The organism is Photorhabdus sp. RM96S (genome assembly GCF_042879335.1).
Taxonomy (GTDB): domain Bacteria; phylum Pseudomonadota; class Gammaproteobacteria; order Enterobacterales; family Enterobacteriaceae; genus Photorhabdus; species Photorhabdus kayaii.
In genome coordinates, this window is sequence record NZ_JBHFKT010000001.1 from 245,034 (window position 1) to 259,194 (window position 14,161).

Annotated in this window: 3 protein-coding genes; 1 reads left to right on the plus strand and 2 read right to left on the minus strand. The window is 44.1% G+C overall.

All coding sequences use genetic code 11. From position 1 onward, the window contains the following. The first annotated feature begins 544 nt into the window (after window positions 1-544). The gene (gene rtxA / locus ACGF49_RS01200; RefSeq protein ID WP_387488962.1) at window positions 545-12,757 is read left to right on the plus strand and encodes an MARTX multifunctional-autoprocessing repeats-in-toxin holotoxin RtxA; all 12,213 of its coding nucleotides are present in this window, start codon (window positions 545-547) and stop codon (window positions 12,755-12,757) included. 286 nt (window positions 12,758-13,043) lie between these two features. Here rtxA and ACGF49_RS01205 read toward each other — a convergent pair whose 3' ends face one another. Next, entirely contained in the window at window positions 13,044-13,535 is a 492-nt protein-coding gene (locus ACGF49_RS01205) for a DUF2569 domain-containing protein (protein ID WP_262978233.1), read from the minus strand. 122 nt (window positions 13,536-13,657) lie between these two features. Continuing rightward, entirely contained in the window at window positions 13,658-13,981 is a 324-nt protein-coding gene (locus ACGF49_RS01210) for a hypothetical protein (protein WP_228903001.1), read from the minus strand. Window positions 13,982-14,161 lie beyond the last annotated feature (180 nt).

Below are 14,161 nucleotides of genomic sequence, written 5' to 3' on the forward strand. Positions count from 1 at the left end.
TATTAATTTCATTTGTCATTATTATTTCCTGACTAAAAAAGTAGGATATTATTATCTCATTTACTTATATTGTTTTAATAGCTATAATCTGTGTGGTTATTTATGGGAATGGAATAAAGTAATTGATGAAATTTTATATCTTAGTTTAGTCGTTACTTTATTATCTTCTCTGTATTTTCAATATTATCGCGGAAAAAACATCTGTGTTAACGATCTTTTTGAATTTTTTATTTATCTCATTCGATGGATTTGTTTTAAGGTGTTTGTAAATCAATCAAATTGAAACTTTTCTGAACTTAATATTTTCTTTGTTATATCCGTGTTATTAATAAATTACTTTTTGGAAAAAGTATGTTTGATAAATTCATGCAAACAATATCTGATGTTAATTTTAATGGCGGTTTTTTCTTTATTTGATTTTTTGCTATTAAAAATTCAGAAGATTTCACTGTTTCGTGAGAGATTGAATATTCAAAATAACTGCCCTATCTGTTAGGTGCAGTGGTTTTCTGCTTAACTTCAATAATAAATTAAAGGACTATTGATGGGGAAATCATCAAATAGAAGTACAGAGTACTTTTTTACTGGGAAATATTATGACGATAATGACGGTAACAGTATTACTGCTATTGGTATTGGTGGTGAAGTTTATGCTTATGGCGGAGATGATGATGTTACTGTTGGTTCATTAAAGGTCGGTGTATACCATACGAATGGTGAACTTTCGGTAAAGGGAGCCTCAGGTTATACCGGTATTAGTAAAACGGGAAATGGCGGCTTGTCATTTGCCGGTGCAGCCGGTGCGGCTATTATTAATCACACGGGTGAAGTTGGAAATTTAAATTATTCGGGTGCTGCCGGCTATAACAAACTGGTTCGTAAAGGTTTATCTGGAGATACAAGTTTTAAAGGGGCTGGTGGATATAATCAGTTATGGCATGAAACTGATCAGGGAAATGTTTATTTTGCTGGCGCAGGAGCGGCTAACAAAATTGACCGTACCTGGTTTAATCATTATGAGGGTACTCAAGGAGATGTGACATTTAACGGCGCAGGCGCTGCAAATAGTATCGATTCGCGGATAGAAAGCGGCGATGTCATTTTGAATGGGGTTGGTGCTGATAATCATATTGTACGTAAAGGTAGAGAAGGTAACATTATCTTGCGTGGTGCGGGGGCAGCGAATCGCATTGAACGTATACGCCACAGTGAAGATAGGTATGGACAGACACAGGGTAATATTACTTTTAAAGGTGCGGGGGGATATAACAAACTCTATTCTGACGTTGCTCACGGTAATATTCATTTTACTGGTGCAGGGGCTTATAACGAAATTACCCGAGCAGGGATGGAAAATGAAATAGAATTTGCTCAGGCTAAAGATATTGTGATGACATCAGCCACAATGGAAGGACGCTGGATTCAACAATCCCAGCAAGTTAACGCGGTTAAATCCGCGGTAGAGCCTGATACTTATCTCTTTGCCATTGCCAATAATGTTAATACTAAAGTTGTTTCTGTGCGGCTGCAAAATAATCCTGATACCGGTAAGCTCCGTTATTATGCCACTTCTTGGTATAAGGAAGGTAATCATCTTAAGGATATTGCTAAGGAAAATATCAACGTAAATAATGGATTTATCCCCGTTAAAAGGGAAGGTGCTATTACGCTTGCCAATATTAATCTTGTATATCGACAAGAAACCACAATACAGGGCGTTGAGGAGGCATTATTAACCGATAGATGGGTGAATTATTCCGATGGTACTAACATTGAAGCGAAAAATGTCACACTGGGTAGTGCCAAAATGGGGGGATACGCGATCTCTTCTAATGGGCTGAAAATCGATGTCTCCCCGGTGAAATCAAACGAGCAGTCGGATACTTATGTATATGCAGTATTCTTGGATCCTTATACCAAAGTGGTTGAGGTTAAGTTGGCGAATGATGATGAAACAGGAAAGCTGAAATATATTGCAAGATCTTGGTATAAAAAAGGTGACCATACTGGCCGTTTAGCGGATGAAAGTTTTTCCTATCCTCGCGGTTATCGATCAATTGGGGCTGGTTATACGTTAAGTCAACTTCACTATGATTTAAATATATCAGATGATGTTGCTGATTGCTTGACGGATCTTGACGGTTATTCTGAGCAAGATCTTATCAAATCATCAAAGAATGGTGGTGATAGTTCCGGTAATATTTATTTCATCGGTGCTGGTGGTGGAAACGTTATTACATCTAATGTGTCGCACGGTAATATTAATTTCACAGGAGCGGGGGTGGCTAATATTATTCTGCACAGTTCAACATTCGGTAATACGTATTTTGAAGGGGGCGGGAGTGCTAACGTCATTGTGAAAAAGGGTGAAGAGGGCAATCTATCGTTTCGTGGTGCGGGTTTAGCCAATGTCCTGCTTCACCAGAGCCAGAACGGGAAAATGGATGTTGATGCTGGTGGTGCGGTAAATGTTCTCGTACGGGTCGGGAATGGACAATATCTGGCTCATCTTCTGGCCTATGGCAATATCTCGATTCACAAAGGCAACGGTGACAGCCGGGTACTGATGTTGGGGGGATATAATACTCATACCCAAATAGGTGATGGTAGCGCGAACTGGTCCGGAGCGGGTGGTTTTAACGTCATCACCCAGGCCGGAACAGGGGATATCTTCTCCGTATTTGGGGGGGGCGCTAACGTGCTAACAAAGCTTGGTGCGGGAGATATGGCTGCCGGTATGTTTGGCGGTGCCAATATTATCACCCATCTCAGTGAGGAGATTGAAGCGTCAAACACCACAGCAATAGCGTTGGGTAGCGCCAATATCCTGACTAAAAAAGGGAAAGGCCATGCGCGGGCGGTCATGGGCGGCGGTGCGAACGTCCTCACGCATATCGGTGACGGCAATACCACGGGCGTGATGCTGGGTGGCACGAATATCTTGACCAAAGTCGGAAAGGGCGACACGACCGGCATCCTGTTTGGTGTTGGCAACGTGTTGACCCATGTCGGCGACGGTTTGACACTGGGCGTGATGGCCGCGGCAGGCAATATCTTCACTAAAGTCGGGGAGGGTACATCAATTGCGGCCCTGATTGGCGCGGGCAACCTGTTTACTCATGTCGGCAAAGGGGATGCCTGGGGATTAATGGGCGGTGCAGTGAATGTCTTTACCAAAGTGGGTGACGGTAATGTGCTGGCATTGATGGTAGCCGCAGGCAATGTGTTTACGCACATCGGGGATGGCACCAGTGTTGCGCTGATGCTGGCAAAAGGCAATATCGCCACGAAAGTGGGTAATGGCATGACCCTGGCGGCGATGATCGGCAAAGCCAATCTCTTTACCCATGTTGGGGATGGCAATACCTTTGCGGCTCTGATTGGCGGGATTAATGTGCTGACCAAAGTCGGTCATGACCAGACCGCCGCCTTAATGATAGGGAAAGCGAATATTTTTACCCATGTGGGTAATGGCGTCAGTATTGGTTTGTTTGCCGGTGAACTGAACGTGATGACCAAAGTCGGCGAGGGGACAACACTGGCGGCCATGTTTGGTAAAGCCAACGTTATGACTCATGTGGGGGATGGCTTAACAGGGGTGTTAGCACTGGGTGAGGCGAATATCGTCACCAAGGTGGGTGATGATTTTATGGGGGTGGTTGCGGCGGCGAAAGCGAACGTCATCACGCATGTGGGAGATTCAACAACTGCGGGCGTGCTTCTTGGCAAGGGTAATATCCTGACCAAAGTGGGCGACGGTACCACAGTCGGCCTGCTTATTTCCGATGTCGGTAACGTGATGACCCATGTCGGCGAGGGCACGACAGTGGGGTTTGCCAAAGGTAAAGCCAATCTTATCACCAAAATTGGCGATGGCACCGGGGTGAATGCGGCTTGGGGTGAAGCGAATATCCTGACTCAGGTGGGAAATGGCGACCGTTACACCTTTGCGAAAGGTAAAGCTAACATCATTACCAAAGTAGGGAAGGGACAAGAAGTCACGGTGGTGCAGGGCGATGCCAATATCATTACCCATGTGGGTAACGGTGACGATTACACCGGTGCCTGGGGTAAAGCCAACGTGATCACTAAAGTCGGTGACGGGCGTAATGTGGTGCTGGCGAAAGGTAAGGCTAACATTGTCACTCAGGTGGGTAAAGGAGACGGTTTTAATGCCTTATGGAGCGAAGGCAATGCCGTCACCAAAGTGGGTGACGGTATGCAGGTGACGGTGGCAAAAGGGAAAGCTAACGTAACGACAACAGTGGGCAATGGCTTAAATATCACCGCTGCTCATAGTGACGTTAACATTAACACTCATGTAGGTAATGGCGTTTCGGTTAACCTGGCGTGGGGTAAGCACAATATTAATGCCAAAGTGGGCAATGGCCTCAATGTTGCGGTCATGAAAGGTCAAGCTAATGCCAATATCCATGTGGGTGATGGTCTGGGTATCAACGCTTGTTATGCACGTAATAACGTGGTGGTTAAGATTGGTAATGGTGATTTCTACAGCTTCTCTGTTACAGAAGGCAACAAACTTTCTTCCCTCTTTGAGCATATCAAACAGACAACATTAGGTGTGGGCGGCAGTCAGGCAATCAACTATTTGGTTCATGGACAGGAAGCTAACACGTCGGGCACCCATGAAGGCAGAGGGGCGATTCATTTAGCGGAAGTATCTGCTATTGATGGCTTTCAGATGGATGAAATTGCGTCGGTAAGTTCAGATTTAAACCATAGTTTCAATGGTGCTATAACAGCCGTGGAGACGCCTGACGTCAGTTCAATAGAAAGTGTTTTGAGTCAAAAAACGCTATCGGAGTCAGATCAGGATGAAAATCTGATTGTCAATGGTGACTTTGAGCAAGGTAATCAAGGTTGGCAGTCAACTCATGGCATAGAGGCATATAACCCAGCGAGTGCTTATGGTCTTGATAATACCGGTGATGGTGAACGAGCCGGTAAATTTGATGTTGATAAAAACACTGTAATTTGGCAGGAATTACAAAATTTGTCTGAAGGAGAAGTGGTTTCACTGACTTTTGATTTTATGAGTCATTTAGAGATGGTGGACCGTGATCTGAGTGACTGCGGAATAGTGGTGTTGTGGAATGGTAAGTCTGTATTCTCAGCTTCTGGACCGGGAGCTATATGGCGAACTCAAAAACTCGATTTAATGGCAAAAGCAGGTACTAACCGGATTGAATTTAAAGGTACAGGCCAGGATGATGGATTTAGCTATATCTTAGACAATATCGCTGTGAAATCTGAGACGTCACTGATTGTCAATAGTGACCTTGAGCAAGGTAAATTGGGTTGGCAATCAACCAATGATATTGCGGCCTATAGCCCAGTGAGTACTGATGAACCTAATAATACCCGTTATGGCGAACGAGTCAGTGAACTTGATGTTGATAAAAACACCACAATTTACCAGGACCTGCAAAACCGTTCTGAGGGAGAAGTGATTTCGCTGAGCTTTGATTTTGCCAATCGTCCCAATGCTTATTCAGCTGACAATGGTATGGATGTTTTCTGGAACGGCAAACTTGTATTCTCGACTTTTGGCGATGCCGAGAAATGGCAAAATAAAACACTAGAGCTGACAGCAAAAGCGGGCAGTAATCGAATTGAGTTTAAAGGAACTGGTTTGAATGATGGTATAGGCTATATTCTGGACAACGTTATTGCAAAATCTAAGCGCTCACGACAAGCCAATATTATTACCGAACAGGTGAAACAGGATAAAGCGGCGCAAAATGCGTTAAGCGATAAAGAAAAAGCAGAAAAAGATCGCCAACTGTTGGAACAGGAAAAAGAGAAACAACTGGCAGAAATTGCGAAATCGCAATCCCAGTTGGAATTAACGGATCAGGCAGCAGTTAGCCGAAATGGGCTGACACAGCGTAAGGCGATAGAAACAGAAGCGCAGGCGGAGACTGACAAACTGGTTTCCATGACGCAAGGTTTGGATGTGCTTGGTGACTATGCCAACTACAGCGGCCAATCAGGTGACCAGTGGCGTAATCAGTTTGCTTCCCAATTTTTGAACCGTACCCAGGACGAGCTGAATTACACCAAATTTATTACCCAAAAAAAATTAGCTAATGCTCAACGATCTATTACGGATAACCAACAACAAGTAAAAGAAGCGGTTAAGAAATCCGAGATTGGCGTAGCGCAAAGTGAGCAGCATCATGCCAGTGCAAAACAAGATATTGCAGAGGCTCAGAAGAAAGCAGAGTTAAGAAAAGAAGAAGCATTATTGCAGCAACAGCGGGCTAAAGAAGCGGAAAATGACGCAAATATCGCCTATCAGGGGGCGGAATATCGGGGTAAACGTGATATTGCTGCGGCTGAAAATAAAATTGCCCAGGTACAAGAAGATGTTAGAGGGGCAAAACAGGGCGATTCCAAACCTGATCGTACCGGTGCCGGTGGTAGTGGTTTGTCTGGTAATGCCTACGAATCGACAGGCGCGGGAGAAACCGGTAGCTATATTGATCCCGAATTAATACCGGAAGCTGAAAAAAGATTCTACAAGGGATTGACCGAAGAAGAGCTACAGGCGTTGGATGATGCTAAACAAGCGGTTGAGCGTCTACAGATAAATGCCAGTATCCGCGCGAAAAATACTGGCGTTTTAACTACTTCAAAGTTTGCCAAAGGACAATCTGACGATAGGGTGATACCAACGTCGAACAGTTCAGGTGAGCGAGTCAGAAGAGTGCCGCGGATTTCAGGCATTAATCTGAAATCGTTGGGGAATGATGTCAAGGTAGAACAGAAAGATTCTGCAATATTTGACAATGCAAAATTTAATGTATTGAAAGAGGGAAATAAGCTATTTATCAACCCTAATGTACGAACATTGGGGCGGAAAAGGCGACTTAGTAAAGCGCTGGTTGCTGTACGTGATATGTTCTATAAAACGATGAGCCATTTCGATGAAGAGCATATATTGCTGCTTGAGCAGGCGATAGCTGATTGGCAACAGCATAGCCCAAAGGAATTTGCTCTACGCACCAATCAGGTGAACTTAGTACGTTTTAAAATGGGCCGAATGATAGAGCACTTGCAGGCTCAGCGAGCTGAATCCGCTGGCGTCCTTGGGATCGCCGTGGCGCCTCGACATGCTGAACATCTTAAGCAGCGGGTCATATTTGATGGAACTGGACGTGTTGTCGGTTTAAAAAACGGTGTAACACAAAACGAAATTAATCATCTTATTGAGTGGAAAATTACACCGTTGACTCGAACGAACTCAACCGCTAAACGGGAAGCGCCTAAGACCGAGAGTGAAAGTTTGGTTGCTTTTATGAGCCGATTGGAAACCGCGAATATCCCGGAAGCGAGGCTTTTGATTGGACGGGCTAGAAGACTCTGGCTCACTGGACAAGTCACATCGAAGGAAACTATCAAGTTATTTGATGATGCTGCTAGCCAGTTACAGGCATATCCTGAGTTACATGCTTTGGTACTGTCATTACAGGCTGATGCTCACAGAGAAAAGTCAACTACCCAATATATTGACAACTTATTTGGCCGTCGTTTTGATTCTGAGTTGGCGCATACGTTGGTGAAAAACGCGTCACCGGATGCGAGAGCGACCTCCAGACGGATAGGTCAGTTTCTGGTGCAGGAGTTTGAGTCGTATATGCAAAGTACTCCGGGCTCACCTGTACTCGACGGACAGATTGCTATCAGAATGCAAGCTTTTGCCGAAAAAATTAAAAAGGATATTCGTCCTTGGTTCAGTCGGGTGCCTGAACTGACCGCATTCCTGCAAAAACCGACCTTTGATAACTTTAAGATCATGATGACCAAGGTGGATAGCGGCTTTGAAATGATCAAAATTCCGTTTCTGGCAGTAAAAATGTCGAACACTGATGGTATGGGGTTACATTTATCTCAATGGAAGGCGGAAGCGGATATTTTTTATCGGGATGAGATCTATAAGGCTCGTTCCACCAGTAGTAAATTAACGAATAGGGCGGATGTTACCTATAAAGTGAAATTAACTGAACAGCAAACCAATGATTATGGTATTGCACTGCCTTACCAGCCATCCGGTGATCAATATGAAGATTTCCTGTATGGCAGAAAGGTGGCGGCGGGCAGAGTACTGACGCCTGGACAGGAAACAACGCTTGAGCGTAACGCCTTGGCACAAGGGCATTCCGTGGTGACGGGGGCATCTGGATCAACTAATATCATGGTTCATCTCAATAACCATATTGCTAGTCAAGATCCCACTTTCTCGCCGGAGCAGGCATATCTTAATACTTTGGCGTTCCTGGTGTTTGATGGCGGTCATTCAGTTAATGAAAGTTTGGTGGTCTACAAAGCATTGCAGACGGCTGGTGATGAACGTCGGCAGGTACTGCAAAACTACACCGCCAGTTATACAGATCTGATGGATATCGCGGGAGATAAAGGGAAACTGTGGATAAATCAGGCATTAAATAGCGCATTTGAGAAAACCCAACATCTTTATCGAGAAAATACCCCTGAGAGAGAACAGAACGACTCTTCAGTGGAAGCATTACAGGCGTTATCGGGCAAAAATAGAGCGTCAGAGTCGGTATTAATTGAGAATGATGGTACTTCGCCACGGGAGAAAGACTCTTTAAACCCAGTGACCCGATTCTTTAACAACGAATTGTATGGTTTTAAAGAAGAGCGCCGCCATATCAGTGATGAGACGCAGACTATGCTTAATGATGCGGTTGCTAATGGCAGCTCAAGCAAAATCACCCTAAAAGGCGAAGGGGGACGTTTAACGGGATATTATCATCAAGGTGACATAAAACCAGATGATATCTCGACGGCAGCAGAGAAAAAAGTCGTGTTTTTCCTTCATGGTTCAGGTTTGTCCGCGGAAGAGCAAGCTCATGACATCCAAAGCCACTATCAAAATCAGGGCATTGATATACTGGCTGTCAACATGCGCGGCTATGGTGGTAGTGATGGTAGTCCCGGTGAGCAAGAGTTCTATCAGGATGCCCGGACGATGTTTCGCTATTTGGTGCAAGATCGCGGTATTAAGCCGGGTAATATTATCCTTCATGGTTATTCCGTTGGTGGGCCGGTGGCGGCAGATCTTGCTCGATATGCAGCGCAAAATAATCAAGCCGTGTCAGGTCTGTTACTCGACAGGCCAATATCGAGTATAACCAAAACCATAACCGCGCATGACGTACCAAACCCTGGTGGCATGATTGGGGCATTGGCAAAAGCGATGAACGGACAATTTTCAGTAGAAAAAAACCTCAAAGGTCTGCCGATCAATACGCCGATCATGCTGTTAACTGACAATCAAGGTTTAGGGCATGAAGGGGAAAAGCTGCGTGCAAGATTGACCGCTTCTGGTTATCGCGTATCGGGTGAACAAACCTTTTATGGTCATGTTGAGAGCGGTGCTTTAATGAGCCAATATACTGATAGGATTGTCTCTACGCTCTCCGATTTTCAAAATAAAAATCGGGATATGGTGAAGAACTCGTTGCAAAAGAGTGGCAATCATGGGACACGTTTTGATAGTCAGATCATTATTCAAATGGAAGATGACCCGATTGTAGCAAAAGCCGCGATCAATCTGGCGGGTAAACACCGGGAATCCAGCGTGGTGGTGAAATTTGATGCTGATGGCAAATATCATGTCATTTATGGTGATCCTGCCAGATTATCAGGCAAATTACGTTGGCAGATTGTTGGTCATGGCCGTGATGAATCGGCACAAAATAATACTCGTTTGAGTGGTTACAGTGCCGATGAATTGGCAATAAAACTAAAACAGTTCAGTCAGAACTTTAACCAAGCGGGTAAACCTGATCGTATCAGCATCGTGGGTTGTTCACTGATTAGTGATGATAAGCAGCACGGTTTTGCCTACCATTTTATTACCGCTTTAGATAAACAGGGTATCCGTAGTGAGGTTTCAGCGCGTCGTAGTACAGTGGCCGTTGATGCAACAGGTCGTAAATTTACCCGCGATAAAAATCATCAGTGGGTTAACAAGTTGGGCGATAACAAACTGGTGTTACGTTGGAATGAACAGGATGAACTAACGGCTACAACAGAAAAACTGCGTCGTGGTGTGGCTGAAAGCGATATCAACCTTGCCCGGGTGGGGTACACGGAAGCGGATTCAACAACCAAAGGGGCAATTGCGGATAACCATGATGTTTTCACCGTGCCAGGGAAGCGCAAAAACAGGGTTGAGCTCGGTTCAAATCCTCAATCGAAGCCGCTGAGTTACGCCGGGAATATACAGGTAAACGTGGGTGACGGTGAATTTACCGCGATCAACTGGGGAACCTCGAACGTCGGTATCAAAGTGGGTACGGGTGGTTTTAAATCACTGGCCTTTGGCGACAACAATGTGATGATTCACATCGGGGAGGGTGACAGTAAGCACAGCGTTAATCTGGGTGGTTATCAAGCATTTGAAGGGGCGCAGATGTTTATTGGCAACCGTAACGTCAGCTTCAACCAGGGTCGCAGCAATGACCTGATTGTCATGATGGATAAATCCCTCCCTACACCACCGTTGGTTAATCCATTTGATGGCGCTGCGCGTATTACCGGTGTACTGAAATCTATTGCTCATTCCGGCGAAGAGTGGGATTGGTTGGCGGTGCAAAATCAGCAGTGGACACTATCTGGTGCGAAAAAATTTGTGCGGGACATGTCTGGTTTAGACCAAACCAGTAGTGTGGATTACAAGACATTGGTTGATCTGGATTCGCAGCGCGAGCGCAGTAGCCGTGGTTTGAAAAGTGACACAGAAGCGGCATTGAATAAAAAATACCACCATTGGTTAAGTGGTCACGGCAAAAAGATTGATACCAGTAAAATGAGCCGTGCGGATAAATTTCGTCAGGCCAATGAGAAACTGGCTTTCAATTTTGCGGTAGGTGGTCAAGGGGCGGACATTCAGGTCACAACCGGTAGTTGGAACTTTATGTTCGGTGACCATATTCAATCGATTTTGGATACCAACCTGGGTTCGCTGTTTGGTCTGATGACGCAGCAATATTCAACAACGGGCCTGGCGAAAACAACATTTACTTACAATCTACAGGACTTACCGCGTCAGCTTAAAAACAAGCTACAGGGTCGGTTAGCCGGTGTGGATGCAGAGACCACGTTAGCGGATATTTTTTGTGTGGATTACACGCCGGAGGGACAGATTGTTGCCCGTACTGGTAAGCCGGTTGATGGCAAGGCGATTTTGCGAGAGATGTTGGAAGTGATTAAGCAGTTTGGTGGTGATCAACTAAGTGCCTTCACTGATCCGGATAAATTGATTAATGGTTTGAAACAGAACGCTGATATGAGTGCTGATGGTATTGAGTCATTTTTTGTCAGTCATGGGCTGAAAGAGAAAGCGCCTGATAAAAATCGGGAAAAGAGTATACCGGGTGCCATCAACAGTGGGGATAGTCAGGCTAATGACAAATCAGAGCGTGCTTTGGGCTTTAATTCGCTGAATTTGCCTAACCTGTTTGCGACGATATTCAGCAAAGATAAACAAAAAGAGATGAAGTCATTAGTGACCAATCTGAAAGAGAATCTCACGGCAGATCTGCTCAATATGGAGCAGAAAACGTTTGATTTCCTGCGTAACAGCGGTCATCTGCAAGGGGATAGCGATATCCATATCTCGTTAGGGAACTATAACTTCAACTGGGGCGGTGACGGTAAAGATCTCGGTGCTTATCTGGGCGATAACAACAACTTCTGGGGTGGTCGCGGAGATGATGTTTATTACTCCATCGGTACTTCCAACATCTTTACCGGTGGTGAAGGTGATGACTTGGGCGTTCTGATGGGACGTGAAAACTGGATGTTTGGTGGTAGTGGCGATGATACCGCAGTGGTAGCCGGACGCATTAACCATGTGTTCATGGGTGAGGGTAATGATCAGACATTTGTTTTTGGTGAAGGCGGCATTATTGATGCCGGTAATGGACAGGACTACGTTGTCACTTCTGGTAACTACAACCAGGTGGATACTGGAGAAGATCAAGATTATGCCGTGACCATCGGTAATAACAACCGGGTTGAGTTAGGTGAAGGCAATGACTTTAGCAGGGTGTTTGGTAATGACAACCGAATTGATGGCAACATGGGTAGCGATGTCATTAAACTGATGGGCTATCATGCGGTAATTAATGGCGGAGAAGGTGATGACCACCTGATAGCGGCCACAATTTCGAAGTTCAGCCAGTTTGATGGCGGCGAGGGTCAGGATCTACTGGTGTTGGGGGGATACCAGAACCACTTCCAAGGAGGGGCAGGAGTAGATAGCTTTGTGGTCAGTGGTAAGGTGATTGACAGTCAGGTTGATGATATTAATGCAGAAGATATGATTGCCTTTAACGATATTGACTGGCAAGACTTGTGGTTCCAGCGCAGTGGATATGATCTGGTTTTATCAGTGAATCGCCCTACTCAGGATAAAACTGCTCAGAGCCTGTTTGAATCGGTGGGTTCAGTCACCTTTAGTGATTACTTTAATGGTAACCGTGCCAAATTAGTGACACAGATGGAGCATAAGGATACATCAGGAGAGCGTGAATTTACGGCACTTTCCGACAATGCGGTTGATACCTTAATTCAGGCAATGAGCAGTTTTTCCCCAACAGCCGGTGATAACGGTTTTATCGAAGGGCTGGACAGCAAGGCGAAAGAGGCTATTACGACGGCGTGGGCAGACACCATAATTGGCAAGGGAAAATTTGCCTGATTTAACTTGCCATAAGGCTAAGCAATAACGGTAAAAATGGCTCACTGGATAGGTGGGCCATCGTAATCTCGCAAGGGTATTATCGCTAGCTTACCCTTTTCCGCCGCATGCTTACGAATCAAGTAGAAATTAAATAGTCTGAGCTCAGCAAAATACAGTACTCAGACCTTGATGAACGAGTGATTTAAATTGCCTGACTTTTGTAAATAATTCATAAAGCCGGGCTAGTTTTAATTGCCATATTTTTTGAATAAATATGAGTTGCAAAATAGTTTAATTTTAATCGTTACTTTATAAATGTTCTTTTAACTCGGATAGATATAATAAAGTAAGGTACCCATATACATGTATAAAACACAGCTCTAAAAAGTAAGAAGAGATAATTATAATCCAGTTTTATTTCATATACATAATGAGCCAATGATAAATCAGTTATTATAAATAATGAAGTAAAAACTAAAAGGATAATATAAAATAAAGGTGTTTTTTTCTTTTTTCTAAAGAAAAGAATAGATGTATAAAGTGCAACTCCAAAAATAATAGTAAAACAAATAAATTCAAATCCTATAAGGATACGTAATTCACCTAGAAAATCATAACCAAAGATCAAGGTTGTCATTGTTTTATATGAACTAAATAAAGAACTTAATATTACAAAGATAATATTTATTGCCGGAAAATAGAGAAACCCGCCAATTCTACTCAGTTCTTTCTCTTCACATGCTGCACAAAAATCTGATTCATGCAATACTGGGTTTTCACATTTAATACACTTCATAAAATTTCTCCAAATAGTCATCTCAATCCAAAGATTGATTATTAATTTACGTAAATCATACAGGTGATAATATATAAAACAATAACTTATTAGTCCGATAAACACCCCTATTAAATTACCTCTTAAATTGTATACTCGTCATCTTTCAAGTTGCCTCTTTGTTGGCTGCACTCACTCACCCCGGTCACATAGTTATCTATGCTCCCGGGGATTCGTTCCCTTGCCGTCGCGATCCATCTTGAAATCCATAGGGTATATAAATATAGCAAAACGGTTTGGATCACCAAATTCCGAGATGCGTCAATATTCAACATCGCACCCCGTAAATCAGCCCATTCCCGTACTTCTGCCGGCGTAAGGGAATCCAGCCCCTGCATTCTGGCTTTTTCCTGAATTTCTCCTATTCGTGCCTGAACCTTATCGTATTCCTGACAACAGAATGGCAACTGGCATCACCCCAGGGCGCGAGCATACTTTTTTACCCCCCCTTGAATGAACCGTAATTATATGATCTCATTCTCCTTATTTTTCTTTTTAATACTCGCCCATGAATCCGAACCAGACCCTGATTGAACATTTAACCGTTGTGAAAGAAACTCGTTCTGACATCAATCGTCAATACGAGC

Bases quoted from the DNA above. Each gene is read 5' to 3' on its own strand.
- rtxA (WP_387488962.1), top strand. From the start codon at position 545: ATGGGGAAATCATCAAATAGAAGTACAGAGTACTTTTTTACTGGGAAA.
- ACGF49_RS01205 (WP_262978233.1), bottom strand. From the start codon at position 13,535: ATGAAGTGTATTAAATGTGAAAACCCAGTATTGCATGAATCAGATTTT.